At 74.0% G+C, this 23,107-nt stretch carries 19 protein-coding genes; 14 read left to right on the forward strand and 5 right to left on the reverse strand.

Features of this window, described 5'->3' with window-relative positions:
• Nucleotides 1-2 precede the first annotated feature (2 nt).
• Nucleotides 3-962, forward strand: coding sequence for a DUF4349 domain-containing protein (locus V6U89_RS06215; RefSeq protein WP_334569669.1), 960 nt, complete (start codon nucleotides 3-5; stop codon nucleotides 960-962).
• Here V6U89_RS06215 and V6U89_RS06220 read toward each other — a convergent pair.
• Both V6U89_RS06220 and V6U89_RS06225 read right to left on the reverse strand, forming a co-directional pair.
• Nucleotides 919-2,178, reverse strand: a complete 1,260-nt coding sequence (locus tag V6U89_RS06220) for an amidohydrolase (protein ID WP_334569670.1) — start codon at nucleotides 2,176-2,178, stop codon at nucleotides 919-921. The genes V6U89_RS06215 and V6U89_RS06220 overlap by 44 nt on opposite strands.
• A gap of 617 nt (nucleotides 2,179-2,795) precedes the next feature.
• The gene (locus V6U89_RS06225; protein WP_334569671.1) at nucleotides 2,796-4,379 is read right to left on the reverse strand and encodes an acyl-CoA mutase large subunit family protein; all 1,584 of its coding nucleotides are present in this window, start codon (nucleotides 4,377-4,379) and stop codon (nucleotides 2,796-2,798) included.
• Between the two features lie 195 nt (nucleotides 4,380-4,574).
• Here V6U89_RS06225 and V6U89_RS06230 point away from each other — a divergent pair, with 195 nt between their 5' ends.
• Both V6U89_RS06230 and V6U89_RS06235 read left to right on the forward strand, forming a co-directional pair.
• Nucleotides 4,575-6,647, forward strand: coding sequence for a serine/threonine-protein kinase (locus tag V6U89_RS06230; RefSeq protein ID WP_334569673.1), 2,073 nt, complete (start codon nucleotides 4,575-4,577; stop codon nucleotides 6,645-6,647).
• A gap of 49 nt (nucleotides 6,648-6,696) precedes the next feature.
• Nucleotides 6,697-8,364, forward strand: a complete 1,668-nt coding sequence (locus V6U89_RS06235; protein ID WP_334569674.1) for a phospho-sugar mutase — start codon at nucleotides 6,697-6,699, stop codon at nucleotides 8,362-8,364.
• 123 nt (nucleotides 8,365-8,487) lie between these two features.
• Here V6U89_RS06235 and V6U89_RS06240 read toward each other — a convergent pair whose 3' ends face one another.
• The gene (locus V6U89_RS06240; RefSeq protein ID WP_334569675.1) at nucleotides 8,488-9,165 is read right to left on the reverse strand and encodes a GOLPH3/VPS74 family protein; all 678 of its coding nucleotides are present in this window, start codon (nucleotides 9,163-9,165) and stop codon (nucleotides 8,488-8,490) included.
• A gap of 75 nt (nucleotides 9,166-9,240) precedes the next feature.
• Nucleotides 9,241-9,873 (reverse strand): uracil phosphoribosyltransferase, encoded by a 633-nt coding sequence (upp, locus tag V6U89_RS06245; protein ID WP_154939640.1) that lies wholly within the window; start codon nucleotides 9,871-9,873, stop codon nucleotides 9,241-9,243.
• A 135-nt stretch (nucleotides 9,874-10,008) separates the two neighbouring features.
• Here upp and deoC point away from each other — a divergent pair, with 135 nt between their 5' ends.
• From deoC to V6U89_RS06295, 10 genes are all read left to right on the forward strand, one after another.
• On the forward strand, nucleotides 10,009-10,968 hold the full coding sequence (gene deoC / locus V6U89_RS06250) for a deoxyribose-phosphate aldolase (RefSeq protein ID WP_334569677.1): 960 nt from the start codon (nucleotides 10,009-10,011) through the stop codon (nucleotides 10,966-10,968).
• 5 nt (nucleotides 10,969-10,973) lie between these two features.
• Nucleotides 10,974-12,431, forward strand: coding sequence for an aldehyde dehydrogenase family protein (locus V6U89_RS06255; protein WP_334569679.1), 1,458 nt, complete (start codon nucleotides 10,974-10,976; stop codon nucleotides 12,429-12,431).
• Entirely contained in the window at nucleotides 12,424-13,248 is an 825-nt protein-coding gene (locus V6U89_RS06260; RefSeq protein ID WP_334569680.1) for an aldehyde dehydrogenase family protein, read from the forward strand. The genes V6U89_RS06255 and V6U89_RS06260 overlap by 8 nt, the downstream gene beginning before the upstream one ends.
• Nucleotides 13,249-13,419: 171 nt before the next feature.
• Nucleotides 13,420-13,851 (forward strand): BlaI/MecI/CopY family transcriptional regulator, encoded by a 432-nt coding sequence (locus V6U89_RS06265; RefSeq protein ID WP_334569681.1) that lies wholly within the window; start codon nucleotides 13,420-13,422, stop codon nucleotides 13,849-13,851.
• Nucleotides 13,852-13,861: 10 nt separating this feature from the next.
• Nucleotides 13,862-14,767, forward strand: coding sequence for a M56 family metallopeptidase (locus V6U89_RS06270; protein ID WP_334569682.1), 906 nt, complete (start codon nucleotides 13,862-13,864; stop codon nucleotides 14,765-14,767).
• 161 nt (nucleotides 14,768-14,928) lie between these two features.
• Complete coding sequence (locus V6U89_RS06275) at nucleotides 14,929-16,179, forward strand: cytochrome ubiquinol oxidase subunit I (RefSeq protein WP_334569683.1); 1,251 nt, start codon at nucleotides 14,929-14,931, stop codon at nucleotides 16,177-16,179.
• A 10-nt stretch (nucleotides 16,180-16,189) separates the two neighbouring features.
• A complete protein-coding gene (locus V6U89_RS06280) occupies nucleotides 16,190-17,197 on the forward strand; it encodes a cytochrome d ubiquinol oxidase subunit II (protein ID WP_334569684.1) in 1,008 nt (335 codons plus the stop codon).
• Nucleotides 17,194-18,873 carry a thiol reductant ABC exporter subunit CydD gene (gene cydD / locus V6U89_RS06285; RefSeq protein WP_334569685.1) on the forward strand — a complete coding sequence of 560 codons (1,680 nt, stop codon included), beginning with the start codon at nucleotides 17,194-17,196 and terminating at the stop codon, nucleotides 18,871-18,873. Before V6U89_RS06280 ends, cydD begins: the two co-directional genes overlap by 4 nt.
• The gene (gene cydC / locus V6U89_RS06290) at nucleotides 18,870-20,702 is read left to right on the forward strand and encodes a thiol reductant ABC exporter subunit CydC (RefSeq protein ID WP_334569687.1); all 1,833 of its coding nucleotides are present in this window, start codon (nucleotides 18,870-18,872) and stop codon (nucleotides 20,700-20,702) included. Before cydD ends, cydC begins: the two co-directional genes overlap by 4 nt.
• A gap of 69 nt (nucleotides 20,703-20,771) precedes the next feature.
• Nucleotides 20,772-21,443, forward strand: a complete 672-nt coding sequence (locus tag V6U89_RS06295; protein WP_334569688.1) for a permease prefix domain 1-containing protein — start codon at nucleotides 20,772-20,774, stop codon at nucleotides 21,441-21,443.
• 220 nt (nucleotides 21,444-21,663) lie between these two features.
• On the opposite strand, the gene V6U89_RS06300 is transcribed toward V6U89_RS06295, so the two are convergent.
• Nucleotides 21,664-22,005, reverse strand: coding sequence for a PadR family transcriptional regulator (locus tag V6U89_RS06300; RefSeq protein ID WP_334569689.1), 342 nt, complete (start codon nucleotides 22,003-22,005; stop codon nucleotides 21,664-21,666).
• Between the two features lie 118 nt (nucleotides 22,006-22,123).
• Between V6U89_RS06300 and V6U89_RS06305 the strand changes: the two genes are divergently transcribed.
• Entirely contained in the window at nucleotides 22,124-23,071 is a 948-nt protein-coding gene (locus V6U89_RS06305; RefSeq protein WP_334569690.1) for a DNA primase, read from the forward strand.
• Nucleotides 23,072-23,107 lie beyond the last annotated feature (36 nt).

Below are 23,107 nucleotides of genomic sequence, written 5' to 3' on the forward strand. Positions count from 1 at the left end.
GGATGGACAGACAGACGACCCGACGCCCGGGCAGGGCCCTGGCGGCGCTGGGGCTGGCGGCGCTGCTGCTGGCCGGTTGCGGAGCGGCGGACCGCTCGACCTCGGCCGGTGACTCGGCGGCCGAGGCCCCGGCCGGCGGAGCGCCGGCGGGTGAGGCCCAGCCGGGCAAGGCCGGCGCGGGCGCGCCGGACCTGCGGGTGGACCAGCGATCGATCATCTACACCGGAACGATGCGGGTGCAGGTGGACGACGTCGAGGGCGCCGCCCGTCGCGCGGTCGCCGCGGTGGTCGCGGCCGGCGGGTTCGTCGGCGGCGACAACCGGCGCAGCGTGGCCGCCGACGCCGAGGCCGAGCTGGAGCTGCGGGTGCCGGCGGCGAAGTTCACCGCGCTCATCGATGAACTGGCGACGTACGGCCGGCAGCAGCGCCGGGAGGTGAAGACGCAGGACGTCACCGAGGAGACGGTGGACCTGGACGCCCGGATCGCCACCCAGCGGGCCCGGGTGGACAGTGCCCGCAAGCTGCTGTCCCGGGCCACCTCGATCCCGGAGCTGGTGTCGCTGGAGGACGAGGTGTCCCGGCGGGAGGCCGACCTCGCCTCGCTGGAGGCGAAGAAGCGCCGGCTGGCCGACCTGACCGCGCTCTCCACGATCACGGTGACGTTCGTCGGGATGGACGCCTCCACGGCCGAGGAGGAGACCGAGACGGGCTTCATGGTCGGGCTACGCGGCGGCTGGAAGGTCTTCGTGGCCTCGATGACCATCCTGCTGACCGTGCTCGGGGCGGTGCTGCCCTGGCTGCTGGCGTTCGGCGTACCCCTGGTGGTGTTCCTGGCGGTGCTGCGCCGGCGGCGTCGCGGGCGGCCCGCGCCACCGGCGCCGCCCACCACGCCGGTCGGCGCGCCGCGTCCGCCGGTGCCTACCGCACCGCCGCCAGTGCCCGCAGCGCGGTCTGGACCATGAGACGCACCCCGGCGGGGATGGCCCGCTCGTCGACGTCGAACGACGCCCGGTGCAGGTCCACGTTGGGCCCGGACCGGCCGACGCCGAGGCGGGCCAACGCGCCGGGGACGTACTCCAGGTACCAGGAGAAGTCCTCGCCGCCCATGCTCTGCGGCGTCTCGGCGATCCCCTCGGGGCCGAGCGCCGCGGCGGTGGCGGCGGTGAGGACCCCGATGGCGCGGGCGTCGTTGCTCACCGGCGGACGGCCGCGCAGGTATTCCAGGTCGACCGTGGCGCCGGTGGGCGCGATGACGTCCCGGACCACCTGAGCGACGATCTTGGGAGCCAGCTCCCAGGTGTCGCGGTCCATCACCCGCAGGGTGCCCGAGGCGCACGCCTCGGACGGGATGACGTTGTACCGGGTGCCGGCCGAGGCGTGGCCGAACACCAGCAGCAGCCCGCTGTTGGCCGGCACCCGCCGACTGACCAACGCCGGCACCTCGGTGACCAGCCGGCCGAGCGCGTCGACCAGGTCGACCGTCAGGTGCGGCCGGGCGGTGTGCCCGCCCGGGCCGGTGAGCCGCACGGTGACGTTGTCGGCGGCGGCGGTGATCGGGCCGACCCGCAGGCCGACCTTGCCCACCGGCAGGTTGGGGTCGCAGTGCACGGCGAAGATCTGGACCACGTCCTCCAGGCCGCCGGCCTCGATGACCTCCAGCGAACCGCAGGGCAGGATCTCCTCGGCGGGCTGGAAGATCAGCCGCACCCGGCCGTCGAGCTGGCCCGCGTCGGCGAGCTGGGCCAGCAACATGCCGACGCCGAGCATCACCGTGGTGTGCACGTCGTGGCCGCAGGCGTGGCAGACGCCCTCCACCGTGGACCTGTACGACACGTCCTTGACATCGGTCAGCGGCAGCGCGTCGATGTCGGCGCGCAGCGCGATGACCGGCCCGTCGGGGCGGCCGTCGATGTCGCAGATGACGCCGTTGCCCTTGGGCAGCAGCCGCGGGTGCAGACCGGCCAGGGAGAGCTCCCGCGCGATCAGCGCCGCCGTCTCGAACTCCTCGCCGGAAAGCTCCGGGTGGGAGTGGATGTGGCGACGGGTGGCGATGAGGCCGGGTACCCGCAGGGCGAGCAGATGGTCGAGCTCGTGGGGCAGGGGCTGGGACCCGGATGGCGCCTCCGGCCAGGACGACGCCAGCTGGCTGCCGTTCGGCAGTGTCAACGCACTCGTCACGTCGAATTCTCGATCACTAGGAATGGACGGATCGTCGGGGAGGACAGCAGACAGCCTAGACCTCCGACGGTGACGCTGGGCAACCTCGTTACGGTAGTGATCGGACCGCACAGCGTCACGTAAGCCCTGGTGAGAGGGCTCGAATATCTGCGGGACAGCAGGTAGATCGCGTTCGAACGCCGTCATCTGCCCCACACCTCCTACAACGCGTAACCGATTGGGCGGTCGCGAAATCGGCGTCGATCCGGGGCCGTCGTTCCGAATTGTCGCATTAGTCGCCGCAATTAACTGCCGCTCGGACAATTAACCGACGACAGCCGGCGACCAGGCGACTCCCGACGGTGACACGGTCGTCCTGCGCGCGGCCGGACACGCTGTCCGTCCCGTTCACCCGTCCGGGTTACCCAGGAACCCACGCGGCACACGCCCCGCCCGGAAGGCCACGCTGCCCGGGCGCCCACGGGAGCCTCGAGGAACTCCGTGCCGCACCGGGTACCTGCACCGACCGTAGCTCCGGCGAGGCACCCCTGACGACCCCTGTCGACCCCGACCGCAGACGACGGCGGCCCCCGGCCGGCACCCGGGGGCACCGGCGGAGGCCGCCGTTCACACGCTGGTCAGAAGCGGTCGCTGGGCTGGTACCTCCCCCAGACCTGGCGCAGCGTCCCGCAGACCTCGCCGACCGTGGCCCGAGCCCGCAGCGCGTCCTTCATCGGGTAGAGCACGTTCTCGGTGCCCTCGGCCGCGGCGCGCAGCTCCGCCAGGGCCCGCTCGACCGCGCCGTTGTCCCGCTCGGCGCGCAGCTTCGCCAGCCGAGACGCCTGGGCCGCCTCGATCGTCGGGTCCACCCGCAGCGGCTCGTACGGCTCCTCCTCGTCGACGGTGAAGCGGTTGAGGCCGACCACCACCCGCTCGCCCGAGTCGATCTCCTGGGCGATCCGGTACGCGGACTGCTCGATCTCGCGCTTCTGGAAACCCGCCTCGATCGCGTCCACCGCCGAGCCGTGGTCGGCCACCCGGTCCATCAGCTCCACCGCCGCCGCCTCGATCTCGGCGGTCATCGCCTCCACCACGTACGACCCGGCGAACGGGTCCACGGTGGCGGTCAGGTCCGTCTCGTACGCCAGCACCTGCTGGGTACGCAGCGCCAGCCGGGCCGCCTTCTCGGTGGGCAGCGCGATCGCCTCGTCGAAGCTGTTGGTGTGCAGCGACTGGGTCCCGCCGAGCACCGCGCCCAGCCCCTGCACCGCGACCCGGACCAGGTTGACCTCGGGCTGCTGGGCGGTGAGCTGCACGCCGGCGGTCTGGGTGTGGAAGCGCAGCATCATCGACTTCGGGTCCTTGGCGCCGAAGTCGTCGCGCATCAGCCGGGCCCAGATCCGCCGGGCGGCGCGGAACTTCGCCACCTCCTCCAGCAGCGTCGTGCGGGCGACGAAGAAGAACGACAGCCGGGGCGCGAAGTCGTCCACGGCCAGCCCGGCCTCCAGCGCGGCGCGGACGTACTCGACGCCGTTGGCCAGGGTGAACGCGATCTCCTGCGCGGGCGTCGCGCCGGCCTCGGCCATGTGGTAGCCGGAGATGGAGATGGTGTTCCACTTCGGCACCTCCTTGCGGCAGTAGCCGAACGTGTCGGCCACCAGCCGCAGCGAGGGCTTCGGCGGGAAGATGTACGTCCCCCGGGCGATGTACTCCTTGAGGATGTCGTTCTGGATGGTGCCGTTGAGGGCGGAGCCGGCGACCCCGGTCTCCTCGGCGACGAGCTGGTAGAGCAGCAGCAGCACCGAGCCCGGCGCGTTGATGGTCATCGAGGTGGAGACCTTGTCCAGCGGGATGCCGTCGAAGAGCATCCGCATGTCATCGATCGAGTCGATGGCCACCCCGACCTTGCCGACCTCGCCGTGCGCGATCGGGTCGTCGGAGTCGTAGCCCATCTGGGTGGGCAGGTCGAAGGCGACCGACAGCCCCATCGTGCCGGCCCGCAGCAGCTGGTGGTAGCGGGCGTTGGACTCGGTGGCGGTGCCGAAGCCGGCGTACTGCCGCATGGTCCACGGGCGGGACGTGTACATGGTGGGGTAGACCCCACGGGTGTACGGATACTCCCCCGGGCCGCCCAGCCGGGTCTCCAGCTCCTCGGGGAGGTCGGCCGCCGTGTAGACGCCCTTGATGGGGAAACCGGACTCGCTGGACCGCCGTTCGCTCATCACCGGATGGTAGGACGCGCGAGCGTGTCGATGGGTGAGGGATAGCGCACACCCCGGTCGACGGCAGGTGAGCACTCGGGCACGTACGGTCCGGTAAGCAAAGGTGCGCCGCGTCGGGTTTCGCATCGGGCGTCGGAACCAGCAAGATAGGGGGGTTGTGTCCCAGCCCCCTCGATATCCCCCGGTGGCTTTTCTGTGACTCAGATCCCGACGTGGAGCGGCGGACCGGTCAGTCCTCCCAACGGACGCGCGGCACCCGGCACGATCATCGGTGGCCGCTACTCGCTGCGGTCCGCGGTGGGCAACGGCGGCATGGGCACGGTCTGGCGTGCCACCGACACGCTGCTGCGGCGCGACGTGGCGGTCAAGGAGGTCGTCCTGCCCCCGGGGCTGGCCCCCAGCGACCGGGACTCGATGTACGAGCGCACCCTGCGCGAGGCCCGCGCCGCCGCGGCCATCCAGCACCCGGCCGTGGTCCAGGTGTACGACGTGGTCACCGAGGGTGGCCGGCCGTGGATCGTGATGGAGCTGCTGGACGCGCGCAGCCTCGCCGACATGGTGATCGAGGACGGGCCGGTCGCCCCCCGCGCGGTCGCCAAGATCGGCATCGCGCTGCTCGGCGCGCTGGAGGTGGCGCACGCCAACGGTGTGCTGCACCGCGACGTCAAGCCGGCCAACGTGCTGATCTGCACCGACGGCCGCTGCGTGCTGACCGACTTCGGGGTGGCCCGGATGCCCACCGACGTCCAGCTCACCACCCCCGGGATGGTGCTCGGCTCGCCGCACTTCATCTCCCCCGAGCGGGCCATGGGCCAGGAGTTCGGCCCGCCGAGCGACCTGTTCTCCCTCGGCGTGACCCTCTACACCGCCGTGGAGGGCCGGCCGCCGTTCGACAAGGGCGACCCGATCGAGACCATGCACGCCGTGGTCGAGGACCCGCCCGCCACGCCGCAGCGCAGCGGGCCGCTGACCCGGGTGCTGATGGGCCTGCTGGAGAAGGACCCGGGCCGCCGCCTCGACGTGCACACCGCTCGGGCGATGCTCCGCGAGCTGCTCGCCGGGCCGCTGACCAGCACCGCCACCGCGGTCAACTCGGTCACCGACCCGTACGCGGTGGTCCCGGTGCAGCGCCCGTCGACGCCGCCCCCGGCGGCCGAGCCCGAGCCGAAGCCCAGCGGACAGATCGGCGGCCGGGCCATGCTGGCTCCCGGCGAGTCGCTGACCGACCGGCTGGCCGCGCTGCGCCGGGGCGAGCGGCCGAGCCCGGCCGGGTCCGCCGCCGGGCTCGACGACACCAGCGCCGACGCGCTGGCCGGCCCGCTGCACACCCCGACCGGCGCGATGCCCTCGGCGGGCCGCCCGCCGGGCGCCATGTACGGCGGGGCGCCGGAGGCCACCCAGCGGTTCAGAACCGGACACCCGGACGCGACCCAGCGGATCGGCGGCGGGCGCGCCGACGCCACCCAGCGCATCGGCGGCCACCCCGACGCGACCCAGCCGGTGTACGGCGGCGCGCCGGAGGCCACCCAGCCGGTCTACGGCGGGGGCCAGTGGTCGGTGCCGGGCACCGGCCAGCCGTGGACCTCACCGACCACCGCGCCGGCCGGGGCCACCGGCGGTGGCGGGCTCGACAAGGTCAGAGGCACCGGCGGCAAGCTGGTCGCCACGGTGCACGGCTGGCCCCGCAAGCTCCAGCTCGCGGCGGCCGGCGGCCTGGCGGTGGTGCTGCTGATCGGCATGATCGTGATGTTCGGCGGCGGCGACGAGGAGCCCCGTACGCCGGCGCAGGTCCAGCCAAGCGCGCCCGCCGGGGCCGGGTCGCTGCCGCAGATGCAGGAGCACAGCGGCAAGGGCGTTCGGGTGCTGGTGCCCAAGGGTTGGGAGCGCAAGAGCGCCGGCGACTGGGTGGACTACGTCGACCCGCAGGACAGCGGCCGGAAGGTCCGGATCCTCGCGGAGAAGTGGAACGGCACGCCGGCACGCTGGGCGGAGGTGGCCGAGACCGGCCTGCGCACCCGCTCCAAGTCCTGCGTGAAGCCGTACGAGCAGGTCGCGATGACCGAGCCGGAGCTGGCTGGGCAGCCGGCCGCCGAGCTGGAGTACACCTGCGGCGACGGTGAGGCCAAGCGGCACGGCGTGTGGCGGGGCGTCGTCCACGACGGCAAGGTCTACTCGTTCTACCTCTCCGCCACCGACGCCAAGTTCGCCGAGAGCAAGCCGATCTTCGACGAGATGGTGAAGTCGTTCCAGCTCACGGCGGCCGGCTGAGTCGAGGCCACCGGGCCGTGGTGATCCGCCGCCGTGCTATCCATAGGCAATGGCGGCGGAAACCACTGACCTTGACGACATTCGCGACCGGGCCCGGCGTTGGCTCGACGACGATCCCGACCCGGCCAGTCGGGACGAGCTCCGCGCGGTGCTCGACCGGCTGCCGGCGAGCGCGCCGGAGCTGGCCGACCGGTTCGCCGGGCCGCTGACCTTCGGCACCGCCGGGCTGCGCGGCCCGCTGCGCGCCGGCCCCAACGGCATGAACCTCGCCGTGGTCACCCAGGCCGCGGCCGGGCTGGTCGGCTGGCTCACCGCCCAGGGCGGCGAGGGTCCGCTGGTGATCGGGTACGACGCCCGGCACGGTTCGCGGGAGTTCGCCGAGCGCACCGCCCAGGTGGCCACCGGCGCGGGTCGGCCGGCGCTGCTGCTGCCCCGGCCGCTGCCCACCCCGGTGCTGGCGTACGCGGTCCGGCACCTCGACGCGGTCGCCGGGGTGATGGTCACCGCCAGCCACAACCCGCCGCAGGACAACGGCTACAAGGTCTACCTCGGCGCCCAGCTCGGTCAGGCGCTCGGCGCGGGGGCGCAGATCGTGCCGCCGGCCGACGCGGGGATCGAATCCGCCATCCGGGCGGTCGGCCCGCTGGCGGAGGTGCCGCTCGGCCCGGCCGGTCAGGTGCTCGGCGACGACCTGGTGGCGTCGTACGTCCAGCGGGCCGCCGAGGTCGTCTCGCCGGACGGCCCGCGGGACCTGGCCGTGGCGTACACGCCGCTGCACGGGGTCGGCGCGGCGGTGCTGACCGCCGCCTTCGCCCACGCCGGCTTCCCGGTGCCCGGAGTGGTGCCGGAGCAGGCCGAGCCGGACCCGGCCTTCCCGACCGTGAACTTCCCCAACCCCGAGGAGCCGGGCGCGGTGGACCGGCTGGTCGCGCTCGCCGACTCGACCGGCGCCGACATCGCGATCGCCAACGACCCGGACGCGGACCGGTGCGCGGTGGTGGTCCGCGACGGTGGGACGGGCTGGCGGATGCTGCGCGGCGACGAGGTGGGCGCCCTGCTCGCCGATCACCTGATGCGGCGCGGCGTCAAGGGCCTGTACGCCACCACGATCGTCTCGTCCTCGCTGCTGCGGGCGATGTGCGGGGCGCGGGGCCTGCCGTACGACGAGACGCTGACCGGGTTCAAGTGGATCGTCCGGGCCGGTGGCGGGGCGCACCCGCTGGTGTTCGGGTACGAGGAGGCGCTGGGCTACTGCGTCGCCCCGGAGCACGTCCGCGACAAGGACGGCATCACCGCCGCGCTGACCGTCGCCGAGCTGGCCGCCGGTCTCAAGGCGCAGGGCCGGACGCTGACCGACCGGCTGGACGAGCTGGCCGCCGAGTTCGGCGTGCACCACACCGACCAGCTCTCGGTCCGGGTCGACGACCTGCGGGAGATCGCCACCGCGATGGCCCGGATCCGGGCGGCAACCCCGACCACCCTGCTCGGGCAGCCGGTCAGCGAGGCGGAGGACCTGCTCCCCGCCTCCGACGTGGTGATCCTGCGGACCGACGCCGCCCGGGTGGTGATCCGCCCCTCCGGCACCGAGCCGAAGCTCAAGGCGTACCTGGAGGTGGTGGAGGCGGTCGTCGACGGCGACGTCCCCGCGGCCCGCACCCGCGCCCACACGGCGGTAACCACCCTCCGCACCGAGATCGCAGCAGCCCTCGGCCTCTAACCCCCGCACCGACGTGTCGATCATGAAGTTGGCGGCGAGGAGAGCGTTTTCCGGCACCGCTAACTTCATGATCAACGGCGGCGGGGCGGGAACCGGCGGGGCGGGAACCGGCGGGGCGGGGGGTCAGGGGCGTTTGCCGAGGGCCTGGTCGACGGCCTGGGCGAGGGCGGCGACCACCAGGCCGACGGAGGGGCGGACGACCGAGTCGTCGAGGCTGACGTTGCCGGAGAAGCCGGCGCCGCCGGCGATCTCCTCCAGGCGGCGGCGGGCGTCGACGGCGGCGTCGCCGCTCAGGCCGAGCGCCGGCTCCATCCGCAGCACCGCGACCAGGGTGGCCAGCGCGGCGGTCCGCTCGTCGGGAACCTGCCCGCCGGCGAGCGCCTCGGCCAGCCGCTGCCGGCTGTCGTCCTCCACCGAGGCGTCCGCCACCGGGTAGCGGTGCACCACGATGAAGTCCAGCTCGGTCTCCTCGACGTCCCGGACCACGCCCCGGGCGACCAGGTCACCGAGGATCCGGTCGCGCAGGCCGTGCCGCAGCCGCTGCACCCAGGAGGACGGGCTGTGCGGGGTGTCGGCCGCCATCCGGCCGAGCACCCCGTCGATGATCGGCTCGCCGACCGGCGTCGGGTCGGTCACCGTCAGGGACCCGTCGGCGTACGCGATCCGCCCGGCCAGGGCCAGTTCGACCAGGACGGCGGCGGCCATCCCCAGGTCGAGGCTGATCCGGGGCATGGTTGCCCGGCCCGTCTCGTCGTCGTACGCCAGCAGCAGCAGCTCTTCGGCGAGCGCAACACCAGTCATGGCCCGAGACGGTAGCGGTTGGGCGCTCGCCCGCGCGCCGACCCGCCGAGATCCGTCCCGCCGGCCGTGACCGGCTCAGAACCGGGGCATGCCGCCGAACTGCCGGTCCCCGGCGTCGCCGAGCCCCGGCACGATGAACATGTTGTCGTTGAGCCCCTCGTCGATCGACGCGGTGACCAGGCGCAGCGGCAGGCCGGACTGCTCCAGCCGGGCGATGCCGACCGGCGCGGCGAGCACGCAGAGCACGGTGATGTCGGTGCAGCCCCGGTCGGCGAGCAGCCGGCAGCAGTGCTCCAGCGAGCCGCCGGTGGCCAGCATCGGGTCGAGCACCAGCACCGGCAGGCCGGTCAGGTCGCGCGGCAGCGACTCCATGTACGCGCGCGGCTCGTACGTCTGCTCGTCGCGGGCCAGGCCGACGAAGCCCATCGAGGACTCCGGCAGCAGCCCGAGCGCGGCGTCGGCCATGCCCAGACCGGCCCGCAGCACCGGCACCAGCAGCGGCGGGTTGGCCAGCCGGGTGCCCTCGGTGCCGGTGACCGGGGTCTGCACCGGGTACTTCTCGACCGGGAAGGTGCGCGCGGCCTCGTACACCAGCATGGTGGTGAGTTCGTGCAGCGCGGCCCGGAACGACGACGAGTCGGTGCGGGCGTCCCGCATGGCGGTCAGCCGGGACTGGGCGAGCGGGTGGTCAATGACGTGTACGTCCACGATCGCTCAACCTACCGGTCCGCCCGCCCCCGCACTGCGGGTGCGGGGTGACCAGCGACCCCGCTCACGTACGGCGGAGCCGCGGAGCCGGCGTGACCATGATCACTGCCCCCCAGGATGCGTAGTATTCGGGGCATGACGGCGACAGCGACGTCGGCCCGGTCGGACCTCTCCGAGCTGGGACGATCCGAGACCGCTCTGCGGACCTTCCTGCACGGCCTGCCCGGCGTGGACCAGGTCGGCGCGGAGCAGCGGGCGGCACAGCTCGGCACCCGCTCCATCAAGACCACCGCCAAGGCCCAGGCGATCGACCTGGCCATCCGGATGGTCGACCTGACCACCCTGGAAGGCGCGGACACCCCCGGCAAGGTGCGGGCGCTCGCGGCCAAGGCGCTGCGCCCCGACCCGGCCGATCCGAGCTGCCCGCACGTCGGCGCGGTCTGCGTCTACCCGGCGATGGTCCCGTACGTGGCCGAGGTGCTGCGGGGATCCGGCGTGCACCTGGCCAGCGTGGCGACCGCCTTCCCCTCCGGCCAGGCGCCGCTGGAGATCAAGCTGGCCGACACCCGGGCCGCCGTCGCGGCCGGCGCCGACGAGATCGACATGGTGATCAACCGGGGCGCGTTCCTGGCCGGGCGGTACAAGGAGGTCTACGACGAGATCGTGGCCACCAAGGAAGCCTGCGGGGACGCCCACCTCAAGGTCATCCTGGAGACCGGCGAGCTGGCCACCTACGACAACGTGCGGCGGGCCTCCTGGCTGGCCATGCTGGGCGGCGGCGACTTCATCAAGACCTCCACCGGCAAGGTCCCGATCGCGGCCACCCTGCCGGTGACGCTGGTGATGCTGGAGGCGGTCCGCGACTTCCGCGCCGCCACCGGGCGGCAGGTCGGCGTGAAGCCGGCGGGCGGCATCAAGACCACCAAGGACGCCATCAAGTACCTGGTCATGGTCAACGAGACCGTCGGCGCGGACTGGCTCGACCCGGACTGGTTCCGCTTCGGCGCCTCCAGCCTGCTGAACGACCTGCTCATGCAGCGCACCAAGCTGACGACCGGCGTCTACTCCGGTCCCGACTACTTCACCCTGGACTGAGAGTGATGTTCGAATACGCTCCCGCCCCCGAGTCCCGCTCGGTGGTGGACCTGAAAGCCTCCTACGGGCTCTTCGTCGACGGCGAGTTCGTCGACCCGACCGACGGGGGCACCTTCAAGTCGATCAACCCGGCCTCCGAGGAGGTCCTCGCCGAGGTCGCCGAGGCCGGCGCCCAGGACGTGGACCGTGCGGTCCGCGCCGCCCGGGCCGCGTACGAGAAGGTCTGGGGCCCGATGCCGGGCCGGGACCGGGCCAAGTACCTGTTCCGGATCGCCCGGATCATCCAGGAGCGCTCCCGCGAGCTGGCCGTGCTGGAGTCGCTGGACAACGGCAAGCCGATCAAGGAGTCCCGCGACGTCGACCTGCCCCTGGTCGCCGCGCACTTCTTCTACTACGCCGGCTGGGCCGACAAGCTGGAGTACGCCGGGTTCGGCCGGCGGCCGACGAGCCAGCACGGCGGGCCGGAGCCGCAGCCTCTTGGTGTCGCGGCGCAGGTCATCCCGTGGAACTTCCCGCTGCTGATGCTGGCCTGGAAGATCGCCCCCGCCCTTGCGGCGGGCAACACGGTGGTGCTCAAGCCGGCTGAGACCACCCCGCTGACCGCGCTGCTCTTCGCCGAGATCTGCCAGCAGGCCGAGCTGCCGGCCGGCGTGGTCAACATCGTCACCGGCGCCGGCGAGACCGGCCGGGCGCTGGTCGAGCACCCCGGCGTGGACAAGGTCGCCTTCACCGGCTCGACCGAGGTCGGCCGGGCGATCGCCCGCTCGGTCGCCGGCACCCGCAAGAAGCTCACCCTGGAGCTGGGCGGCAAGGCCGCCAACATCGTCTTCGACGACGCCCCGGTCGACCAGGCGGTCGAGGGAATCGTCAACGGCATCTTCTTCAACCAGGGGCACGTCTGCTGCGCCGGTTCCCGGCTGCTCGTGCAGGAGAACGTCGCCGACCGGGTGCTGGAGTCGCTGAAGCGCCGGATGGCCCAGCTGCGCGTCGGCGACCCGCTGGACAAGAACACCGACATCGGCGCGATCAACTCCGCCGCCCAGCTGGAGCGGATCCGCGAGCTCTCCGACGCCGGGTCGGCCGAGGGCGCCGAGCGCTGGTCGCCGCCGTGCGAGCTGCCCGAGCGGGGCTTCTGGTTCGCGCCGACCATCTTCACCGGGGTCACCCAGGCGCACCGGATCGCCCGCGAGGAGATCTTCGGGCCGGTGCTGTCCGTGCTGACCTTCCGCACCCCGGCCGAGGCCGTCGAGAAGGCCAACAACACGCCGTACGGGCTGTCGGCCGGGATCTGGACCGACAAGGGCTCCCGGATCCTCTGGACGGCCGACCGGCTCCGCGCCGGCGTGGTCTGGGCCAACACGTTCAACAAGTTCGACCCCACCGCGCCATTCGGCGGCTACAAGGAGTCGGGCTACGGTCGCGAGGGCGGCCGGCACGGGCTGGAGGGCTACCTCAATGTCTGAGCGGGTCGCGGTACGCAAGACGTACAAGCTCTTCATCGGCGGAAAGTTCCCACGCAGCGAGTCGGGGCGGTCGTATCTCGTGCAGGACGCGAACGTGTCATTGGCGTCTCGGAAGGACGCCCGGGACGCGGTGCTCGCCGCCCGCGCCGCCGTGAAGGGGTGGGCCGGGGCGACCGCGTACAACCGGGGTCAGATCCTCTACCGGGTCGCCGAGATGCTGGAGGGCCGGCGCGAGCAGTTCATCGCGCTGGGCGTGCCGGGCGACGAGGTCGACGCGGCGGTCGACCGCTGGGTCTGGTACGCCGGCTGGTCCGACAAGCTCTCCCAGGTGTACGGCGGGGCCAACCCGGTCGCCGGCCCGTACTTCAACCTGTCCGCGCCCGAGCCGACCGGCGTGGTGGCCGTGGTGGCCCCCGAGACGCCGGCGCTGCTCGGCCTGGTCAGCGTGATCGCCCCGGCGATCGTCACCGGCAACACGGTGGTGGTGGCGACCTCGCCGACGCAGCCCCTCGCGGCGGTGACCCTGGCCGAGGTGCTGGCCACGTCCGACCTGCCCGGCGGGGTGGTCAACCTGCTCACCGGGAAGATCACCGAGACGGTGCCGACGCTGGCCGCGCACATGGACGTCAACGCCCTCGACCTGAGCGGTGTGACCGACGCCGAGCTGGCGGCCGAGCTGGAGGTCAAGGCGGCGCAGAACCTCAAGCGGGTGCTGCGTCCCGCCCCGGCGGACCACGACTGGACCGCCGACCCGGGCATCACCCGGATGACCACGCTGCTGGAGACCAAGACGGTCTGGCACCCCAAGGGGGTGTGATCGCGGGTCCGGGTGGGGTGTTCGGGGGAGCCCCACCCGCTCCGGGCGGTCAGGCTTGATCCCTGCGCGGGTGGGGCTCCCCCGAACACCTCGGCCTGCCGGGCCCGCGGGAATGGTCAGCTCGCGACTCCTGCCCTGGGAGGGGTCTACTACGGGGGGTAGGATTGCGGGGTGACTCGGCTTGGTGATCTCGAACGTGCGGTGATGGACGTGCTGTGGGACTCGGTCCCCGCCGCGTCGGACGGAGTGACCGTGCGCGAGGTCGCCGACGCTCTCGACGGCCGTGAGCTGGCGTACACCACGGTGATGACCGTGCTGGACCGGCTCGCCGGCAAGGGCATGGTGCAGCGCGAGCGGGAGGGGCGGGCCTGGCGGTACCGGGCCGCGGCCAGCCGCGAGGCGCACATCGCACAGCTCATGCTCGACGCGCTGGACCTCGGCGGCAGCCGGGACGCGGCGCTGGTCCGCTTCGCGCGCTCGGTCACCGGTACGGAGGCGGACGTGCTCCGCGCGGCGCTGGGCGCCGAGGCCGGGCTGGCCGACCGGGTCGAGGACCCGCGGGCCGGCCGGGCCAGGCTGGCCGACGAGGCCACGGACAGGTAGGGCGACAGCCGTGGCCTTCGCCGTGCACTTCGCCGTGTCGATGCTGGCCTGCTACCTGACCGCGCAGGTCCTCGCCGGGTCCACCTGGACGTGGCGCGCCCCCCGGGTCGCGATCGTCTGCTGGCAGGCGGTCGGGCTGGCGCTCGGCCTCTCCGCGATGGGCCTGCCGATGGCGCTCGGCCTGGCCCCGTACGACCGGCCGACCGGCAGCGCCCTGCTCGCCCTGGCCACCGACCTGAGCCACGGCACGCTCCCGGCCGGGCTGGGAGCCGTGCACCTCGGGCTGGTCGGGGTCGGCTTCGGCATCGGCGCCGTCCTGCTCACCACGACCGTCCGCAGCATCCACGCCAGCGTCCGCGCCCAGCGCCGCCACCGGGACCTGCTCACCCTGGTCGCCCGCCGGGACCCCACCGTGCCCGGCGCGCTGGTGCTGGACCACCCGAGCGCGGCGGCGTACTGCCTGCCCGGGGTGAAGCCCCGCGTGGTGGTCAGCGCCGGCACGCTGAGCCTGCTCGACCGGGCCGAGCTGGCGGCGGTGCTCACCCACGAGCGGACGCACGCGCAGGAGCGGCACGACCTGGTGCTGCTGCCGTTCACCGCGCTCTGCCGCGCGCTGCCCTGGTTCCGCTGGGTACGCGACGCGCACGAGCGGGTCGCCCTGCTGGTCGAGATGCGGGCCGACGACAAGGCCCGCGAGCTGCACGCCGAGGCGCCGCTGGCGGGCGCGCTGCGCCGTTTCGCGGCCTGCGGGGACCGGATCACCCCGGCCGGGGCGCTGGGCATGGGCGACCGCGACCTGGACGCCAGGGTGCAGCGGCTGATGGTGGCCGACCGCCCGCCCCGCCTGATCGGGGCCGCCGCGCTGGCGGTGGCGACCGCCCTGGTCGCGCTGCCGGTCTCCCTCTTCCTCAGCTGACCCGGGCCCTGCACCGCTCCCTGTCCCACCTCTCCTGCCTGCACGGCACCCATCTACTACGAACTGTCGTAGCATCACCTACGACATCGCGTAGTAGATATGCGTAGGGAAACTACGTGTAGGGTTGCTACGACAAGCGAGCCAACCCCTGGAGAGCGGTCATGGACACCCTGCTCCTCGCGCGCCTGCAGTTCGCCACCACCACCTCGATCCACTTCCTCTTCGTGGTGGTCACTCTGGGCCTGGTCACCCTGCTGGTGGGCCTGCAGACCGCCTGGTTCCTCACCGGCAACCCGGCCTGGGAGCGCCTGACCCGCTTCTGGGGCCAGCTCTACGTGATCAACTACGTGCTCGGCATCGCCACCGGCATCGTGATGGAGTTCCAGTTCGGGCTGAACTGGAGCGGCCTGTCGCGGTACGTCGGCAACGTCTTCGGGGCGCCGCTGGCGATCGAGACGCTGCTGGCGTTCTTCCTGGAGTCCACGTTCCTCGGCATGTGGATCTTCGGTTGGCACCGGCTGCGCCGCGGGGTGCACCTCGCGCTGCTCTGGGGCGTCGCACTGACCGCGTACGCCTCCGCTTTCTGGATCATGGTGGCCAACTCCTGGTTGCAGAACCCGGTCGGCTACGAGCTGCGCGACGGCGTCGCCCACCTCACCGACTTCACCGCACTGCTGGCCAACCCGACCCTCGGCATGGCGTTCGGGCACGTGATCGCCGCCGCGCTGCTCACCGGCGGGGTGCTGATGGCCGCCGTCAGCGCCTGGCACCTGATCCGCCGTACGCCTGACTTCGCGCTGTTCCGCACCTCGCTGCGGATCGGGCTGGTCACCGCCGCCGTCGCGGTGACCCTGGTGCAGGGCTTCGGTTTCGCCCAGTTCGGGCCGGTCGGCCAGGTACAGCCCACCAAGTTCGGCGGCGGACCGGAGGCCGACGCCCTGATCGCCGAGTGGACCGCCCGGTTCGGCCCCGGCGGCTACAGCCCGCCGGTGCTCTCCAACGTGGGCCTCGGCTTCATGATCCTGATCGGCTTCACGCTCGGCTGCGTCTGGCTGCTGCTGCCGCTGCTCTGGCGGGACTGGGTCATCCGGCTGCGCTTCCCGCTCTGGCTGATCCTGTTCGCCCTGCCGCTGCCCTTCGTCGCGGTGATCCTCGGCTGGATCGCCCGCGAGGTCGGTCGCCAGCCCTGGGTGGCGTACGGGCTGCTCCCCACCGGACAGGCCGTCTCCGGGGTGGACGCCGGGGTGATGCTCGCCTCCCTGGTCGGCTTCAGCCTGCTGCTCGGCGCCCTCGCCGTCACCAACTGGACGCTGCTCGCCCGGCACGCCGCCCGGGGCGCCGCCGACCCCGCGCTCGGCCGCCCGCCCGGCGCCCGCGACGACGACGCCCGCCCCGAACCCGCCTTCGCCTGAGGAGACGACCGTGGAACTCGCCTGGTACGCCCTGCTCGGGCTCTTCTTCGCCACGTACCTGGTCCTCGGCGGCTACGACTACGGCGTCGGGCTGCTGCTGGCCCGCGGCACCGACCCCGCCCGCCGGCGCGCGGCGCTCACCGCGCTCGGCCCGTTCTTCCTCGGCAACGAGGTGTGGCTGGTCGCCGCCGTCGGCATCCTCTTCGGCGCCTTCCCGACGCTGGAGGGCGAACTGCTCTCCGGCTTCTACCCGGCCGTGGTCGGGGCGCTGGTCGGGGTGATCCTGGTGACCGCCGGGGTGCAGTTGCGCAGCCGACCCACGGCCGAGGCGACCCGCGCCCGCTGGGACCGGGTGGTGGTCGCCGGGAGCGCCCTCGCCGCGCTGGGCTGGGGCGCGCTGCTCGGCGGGCTGCTCCAGGGCGTACCCCGGCACGCCGGCGGCCACGTCGCCGGGGTGACCCACCTGGCCACCCCGTTCGCCGCCGCCGCCGCGCTCGCGATGCTCGCCCTGGTCGCCGTGCACGGTGCGACGTTCCTCACCCTCCGGCTGCCGGCCGGCGACGCCGCGGCGGTCGGCCGGTTGGCCCGCCGGCTGGTCCCGGTGGCGCTCGCCGCGCTCGCCGCGGCCACCGTCCTGGGCCTGCTCTCCGACCGGGTACGCGCCGCCGCGGCGCGCCCGCTGTTCGCCGTACTCCTGCCGTTGTCGCTGGTCGCGGCGCTGCTGGTGGCGCGGGCGGCGCTGCGCCGGGGGCGGCCCGGCGTGGCCTTCGCCGCCACCGGCGTGGCGCTGGCGCTGCCGGTGGCGCTGGTCGGGGCGACCCTGTGGCCCGCGGTGCTGGTCTCCACCGTCGACCCGGCCGCCTCGCTCGGCGTCGTCGACGCGGCGGCCAGCGGCCCGACGTTGCGGCTGCTCGGCTGGCTGGCGCTGCCGCTCCTGCCGGCCCTACTAGGCTTTCAGGCGATGTGCTGGTGGGTTTTCCGGGGACGGACCGACGGCAGGGCACCGGTGTACTGGTGAACCGCCGTCCCTTCGACCCGCGTCTGCTGCGTCGGGTCCCCGCGGCCCGGCGCGACCTCGCCGTGCTCGCGGTCCTGGGCGGGCTCACCGCGCTGCTGGTCGTGGCGCAGGCCACCGCGCTGGCCGCGTTGCTGGCCACCGCGATCGACGGCCGGCTCGACACGGTGGCGCTGGCCGGTTTCGTCGCCGCCGTCGGCGCCCGCGCACTGGTCGCCTGGGCGCAGGGCACCGTCGCCGCGCGGGCGGCGGCCACCGTGAAGGCGACGCTCCGCGCCGACCTGCTCGCCGCCGTCGGCCGGCACGGGCCGGGCTGGGTCGCCGGGCAGCGCGCCGGTCAGCTCGCCACCCTCACCGGCCGGGGCCTGGACGCGCTGGACGCCTACTTCACCGGCTACCTCCCGCAGCTCGTGCTCAGCGTGACCGTGCCGCTGGCCGTGCTGACCCGGCTGGTCCTGGCCGACTGGGGCTCGGCGCTGATCATCGCGCTGACCATCCCGCTGATCCCGGTCTTCGGCGCGCTGCTCGGCTGGCAGGCGCAGGCCGCCACCGAACGCCAGTGGCGACGGCTGTCGCTGCTCGGCGGGCACTTCCTCGACATGGTCGCCGGGCTCCCCACGCTGCGCGCCTTCGGCCGGGCCCGGGCCCAGACCGACGTGGTGCGCCGGATGGCCGACGGGCACCGGGTCGCCACCATGAAGACCCTGCGGATCGCCTTCCTCTCCGCGCTGGTGCTGGAGCTGGTCGCCACCCTGTCGGTGGCGCTGGTCGCGGTGCCGGTCGGCATCCGGCTGCTCAGCGGCGGGATCACCCTCTCCACCGCGCTGCTGGTGCTGCTGCTCACCCCGGAGGCGTACCTGCCGCTGCGGGCCGCCGGCAGCAAGTTCCACGCCAGCATGGAGGGGCTCACCGCGCTGGACGAGGCGCTGACCGTCTCCGCCGCACCGGCCGAGGCCGCGCCGGCCGGCGAGCCGGCCCCGGCGCCGGACGGCCACGGCGAGATCCGCTTCACCGACGTGACCGTGGCGTACGAGCGGACCACCGCGCTGCGCGAGGTCAACCTGACCATCCGGCCCGGCGAGCGGATCGCGGTGATCGGGCCGAGCGGCGCCGGCAAGAGCACCCTGCTCTGCCTGCTGCTCGGCTTCGTCACCCCCACCTCGGGCCGGGTCACCGTCGACGGCGTCGACCTGGCCGAGGTCGACCGGGACGCCTGGCGCCGGCAGGTCGCCTGGGTGCCGCAGCGGGCGCACCTCTTCGCCGCCTCGCTCGCCGACAACATCCGGCTCGGGGCCCCCGACACCCCGGACGCGGCGCTCGCCACGGCGGTCGCCGACGCCGCGCTCCAGGACGTGGTCGCGGACCTGCCCGACGGGCTCGCCACCACGCTGGGCGAGCGCGGGCACGGCCTGTCCAGCGGGCAGCGGCAGCGGGTCGCGCTGGCCCGGGCCTTCCTCCGGGACGCCCCGCTGGTGCTCCTCGACGAGCCGACCGCCCGGCTCGACAGCGCCAGCGAGGCGGTGGTGCTGGCCGCCACCCGGCGACTGGTCGCGGGGCGTACCGCGCTGCTGGTCGCGCACCGGCCCGCGCTGCTGGCGGACGCCGACCGGATCCTCCGGATCGAGGACGGCCGGGTCACCGAGCTGACCCCGATCCCCGCCGGGGAGGCGAGGAGATGACCACCGGAGGAGTGCACCCGGAGGGCCGCGACACCGGCGGCCCGACCCCGGCGGAGCTGCTGCCGGCACCCGCCGGCACCGGGCGCGCCGGCGCGGAGCGCCGGGTGCTGCGGCTGGCCCGGCCGTACCTGGGCCGGCTGGTCGGCGCCGGGCTGCTCGCCGCGGCGACGGAGTTCGCCGGGCTGGCGCTGATGGCCACCGCCACCTGGCTGCTGATGAGCGCCGCCGGCCGGCCGCCGCTGGACCGGCTCACCGTGGCCATCGTCGCGGTCCGGGCACTCGCCATCAGCCGGGGCATGTTCCGCTACACCGAACGACTCGCGGGCCACGACGCCGTGCTGCGCATGATCACCGACGTGCGGGCCCGGGTCTTCGCCACCCTCGCCGCCCGTCGCGGGCCCGCCGGACAGCGGTCCGGGGACGCGCTGAGCCGGCTCGTCTCCGACGTGGAGGCCGTCCAGGACCTGCTGCTGCGGGTGCTCGTCCCCGGGGCCGCCGCCGCGCTGGTGAGCCTGCTGGCCGTCAGCGGGGCCGCGCTGATCTCGCTGCCCGCGGCCGGGGTGCTCGCGGTCGGCCTGCTGGTCGCCGGGGTCGCGCTGCCCGTACTGGCCACCGCGCTGACCCGGCGGGCCGCCGACGAGGTCGCGCCGCTGCGCGGGGCGCTCGCCACCGACGCCGTCGACCTCACCCACGGCGCCGCCGACCTGGCCGCCTTCGGTGCCACCGGGTACGCGCTGCGGGCCGCCACCGACCGCGCCGACCGGCTGGCCCGGCTCGAACGCAGGCTCGCCCGGACCGGGTTCGCCGTCGACGCGGTCGGGGTGCTGGTCGCCGGACTGACCGCCGCCGGCGTGGTACTCACCGCGCTGCGCGCCGGGGTCGACGGGGTGCTGGTCGGCGTGCTGGCCGTCGGCACCCTGGCCGCGGTGGAGATCGCGCTGGCCCTGGTCGGCGCGGCCCGGCAACGCACCCAGCTGCGCGCCGGCCTCGACCGGGTCGCCACGCTGCTCGACACCCCGCCGGCCCCGGCCGCTCCCGGCGGCGGTGCGACGGTGGCCCCCCGGGCCGGGCACGACGTGCGGTTCGACGGGGTGACCGTGCGCTACCGGGAGGGCACCACCCCGGCCCTGGACGGCGTCGACCTGGATCTGCCGGCCGGTCGCCGGGTCGCCGTGGTCGGTCCGAGCGGCGCCGGCAAGAGCACGCTGGCCGCCGTGCTCACCGGCGCGGTGCACCCCGACGCCGGCCGGGTCACCCTGGACGGGGTGGACCTGTCGGCGTACCCGGCCGAGGAGCTGCCCCGCGCCATCGGCGGGCTGCTCGCCGAGGCGTACGTCTTCCACGCCTCCGTCCGGGACAACCTGCTGCTCGGCCGGCCCGCCGCCGGCGAGGAGGAGTTGGCCGCCGCCACCCGGGCCGCCGGCCTGCTCGACTGGGTACGCGAGCAACCGGACGGCTGGGACACCGTGGTCGGCGAGGAGGGCGGCCAGCTCTCCGGCGGCCAGCGGCAGCGGCTCGCCCTGGCCCGGGCGCTGCTCGCCGCCCCGGGCGTGCTGGTGCTGGACGAGCCCACCGAAGGGCTCGACCCGGCCGCCGCCGACGCGGTGCTCGCCTCCGCGCTGGCCGCCACCCCGGCCGGGCACACGGTGCTGCTGATCAGCCACCGGCTCAGCGGCCTCGACGGGCTGGACGAGATCGTGGTGCTCGACGCCGGACGGGTGGTCCAACGGGGCCGGCACGCCGAGCTGATGGCCACCCCCGGCTGGTACCGCGACCAGTGGCTGCTCCAGGCGGCGGCCGAGCGCGGGTACCTCGCCCTGGCCCCCTGAGCGGCTGTCGGGCCCGGTTCCGGGAATCTCCCCGACGCGGCCGCCCCGTCCCCGTGACAGGGTGGCTCCATGCGGGGCTGCGAAGACGTACGGGTGGCGGACCGGCTGCGCGAGCTGGACGACCGGCTGCGCGGGCCGGCCCGGCTCAAGGCGGAGCTGATGGTCGAGCTGCGGGACGCGCTGGACGACGCCGCCGAGGCGTACCGGGAGGGTGGGCTGTCGGCGGCGGAGGCCGAGCGGCGGGCGGTGGCCGAGTTCGGCACGCCGGCGCAGCTCGTGCCGGCCTACCAGGCGGAGTTGGCGGCGGCCGCGCTGCGCGGGTTGTCGATGCGGGCCTTCGCGGTGGCCCTGGTCCTACTGGTCGCCGGCGACCTCACCTGGCGGGGTTCCAGCTGGAGCGGCGGCCCGCCACCGCCCGCCGGCTACCAGCTCCTCTCCGCCTCGGTGAACTGGATCTGGCTGGCGGTGGCCGGCTTCGCCCTGGCCGGGCTGGCACTCGGCGTGCGCGCGGCGCGACGCGGCAAGGCTGGCGTGCCCGTGGCCGGGCGGCTGCTGGGGTGGGGCCTGACCGGTGCGCTGGTGCTCGGCGCAGTCGTCGGGGTCGCCCTGTTCGCCTGGTCGGTGGAGCTCTGGGACGCCGCCCTGACCTGGCCCCCGATGATCATCGGTGCGGTGCTGGTCGGCGCCGGCTACTTCTCCCTGGCCCGGGCCGCCCGCTGCTGGCTGCGCGCCGCCCACTGACCCGCCGCCTCGACGCGCGCCCTGCCCAGCCTGGCGCGACGCTGAATCGACGCGGCCGCCTGGTTCCGGAACGGCACTGGGCCGGCGCGGCGGGAGCCGGTCCATGATCGTCTGCAGTTCTCCGACGGGCCAGCCGACGTGACGAGCCGGAGAAGTGCAGACGATCATGACGGCCGAAGGCTGCGGGTGTGCGGCGGGTCGGCGAGCCGGGGCGGTGCGGTCAGGCGGGGGCGCTGGGGGGCGTGTCGGGGCCGAGGAAACGGCCGACCGTCGCGCTGAACTCGCGCCAGCCGGCCCGCTCGCCGGCCAGCGCCCGGCGGCCGGAGTCGGTCAGCTCGTACGTGCGCCGCTCCCGACCGCTGACGGTGCTCCACGAGCTGGCCACGTGCCCGGCCCGCTCCAGCCGGCGCAGGGCCGGGTAGATGGTGCCGGTGGGCAGATCGAGGTTGCCGTCGCTGCGGGCCCGCAGCGCCTCGATGATGGCGTAGCCGTGCAGTGCGCCCTGCTCCAGCACCGCGAGCAGCAGCGCGTCGAGGTGTCCGTGCAGCGCCTGAGCCCTCATACGTAGTAACGCTACTTGTCAGCCGTGCGGATCGCCAGCGGGGTGCGGGGTCCGGTCCCCGCGAGGTGACCACTAGGGTATGTGCCCAGAGTCACTAGCCGACCGGAAGTGTCGGCGAGTGGGCAACCCGACGCACCCGGAGGTCAGTGTGGCCCGCCAGTCGCCCCAACGGCCCGACGCCGACGAGCCCGAGCTCGACGCCACCGACGGGCCGGTCGAGCCCGAGGTGGAGCGCGGCTCGGCCGACCGTTCCCTCTGGGACGAGCTGCGGATCGACCCGGTGGAGATCGCTCTCCCCGCCGGCACCGGTTTCACGCTGCGGGCGTACCGGCCGGCCCGAGAGCTGACCCCGACCGACGTCGCCGAGCGCGACGAGGACGACCCGTTCCTCGCCCGCCGCCAGGTCGTGGAGGCCGAGGACGCCGAGGAGGAGAAGGTGGTGATCCTCGACGAGGAGTTCGCCGCGCTCTCCGCCGAGGAGGACGAGGAGGACGGCCGGCCCGCGGGTCGCAAGCGCAAGGCCGACGCCGAGGACGAGGAGTCCGAGGCGGAGGAGGACGAGCAGGACGCGGCGGCCGACGAGGAGGTGCCGGTCTTCCTCACCCACAAGGGGCGGCTGCTGCTCTTCAAGACCCCCGAGGCGCTGGTCAGTTTCATCCGTTCCGGCGCGCCCAACGACATGTCCCAACTGGACAGCTGGAATGAACTGTCCGAACGGGTGGAACCGGCCGACATCGCGCCACTCGACGAGGACACGTACGAGCTGGACCTGGTAGTGGAGAACCTGCGCGGCGGGCACGACACGTGGGACCCGACGCTGCTGATCGAGGCCGGCGAGGTGGCCCGTGACCTGTCGTACGCGCTGCGGCTACCGGCGGTGCTCGACATGCTCTCCGCCGGCTCCAGCCTGGACGACCTGGACGAGGCGCTGAGGGCAACTGTCAACGGCGGAATCGGTGGATTCCTCGGCCGGCGGCGGCTCAAGAAAATCGGGGCACAAACCGCAAGCTTGGGTTGGCGCACCATTGTCGGCAAGATCTCTGCTGTCGTGGACTGGCGCGACTGACCCCGAGCGGGGAGCATCAGTCTCTGGCAGAGAAAA

It is taken from the genome of Micromonospora sp. CPCC 206171 (assembly GCF_036906755.1).
GTDB classification, from domain to species: domain Bacteria; phylum Actinomycetota; class Actinomycetes; order Mycobacteriales; family Micromonosporaceae; genus Micromonospora; species Micromonospora purpureochromogenes.

Bases quoted from the DNA above. Each gene is read 5' to 3' on its own strand.
- V6U89_RS06215 (WP_334569669.1), top strand. From the start codon at position 3: ATGGACAGACAGACGACCCGACGCCCGGGCAGGGCCCTGGCGGCGCTG.
- V6U89_RS06225 (WP_334569671.1), bottom strand. From the start codon at position 4,379: ATGAGCGAACGGCGGTCCAGCGAGTCCGGTTTCCCCATCAAGGGCGTC.
- V6U89_RS06235 (WP_334569674.1), top strand. From the start codon at position 6,697: ATGGCGGCGGAAACCACTGACCTTGACGACATTCGCGACCGGGCCCGG.
- V6U89_RS06240 (WP_334569675.1), bottom strand. From the start codon at position 9,165: ATGACTGGTGTTGCGCTCGCCGAAGAGCTGCTGCTGCTGGCGTACGAC.
- deoC (WP_334569677.1), top strand. From the start codon at position 10,009: ATGACGGCGACAGCGACGTCGGCCCGGTCGGACCTCTCCGAGCTGGGA.
- V6U89_RS06255 (WP_334569679.1), top strand. From the start codon at position 10,974: ATGTTCGAATACGCTCCCGCCCCCGAGTCCCGCTCGGTGGTGGACCTG.
- V6U89_RS06260 (WP_334569680.1), top strand. From the start codon at position 12,424: ATGTCTGAGCGGGTCGCGGTACGCAAGACGTACAAGCTCTTCATCGGC.
- V6U89_RS06275 (WP_334569683.1), top strand. From the start codon at position 14,929: ATGGACACCCTGCTCCTCGCGCGCCTGCAGTTCGCCACCACCACCTCG.
- cydC (WP_334569687.1), top strand. From the start codon at position 18,870: ATGACCACCGGAGGAGTGCACCCGGAGGGCCGCGACACCGGCGGCCCG.
- V6U89_RS06295 (WP_334569688.1), top strand. From the start codon at position 20,772: ATGCGGGGCTGCGAAGACGTACGGGTGGCGGACCGGCTGCGCGAGCTG.
- V6U89_RS06300 (WP_334569689.1), bottom strand. From the start codon at position 22,005: ATGAGGGCTCAGGCGCTGCACGGACACCTCGACGCGCTGCTGCTCGCG.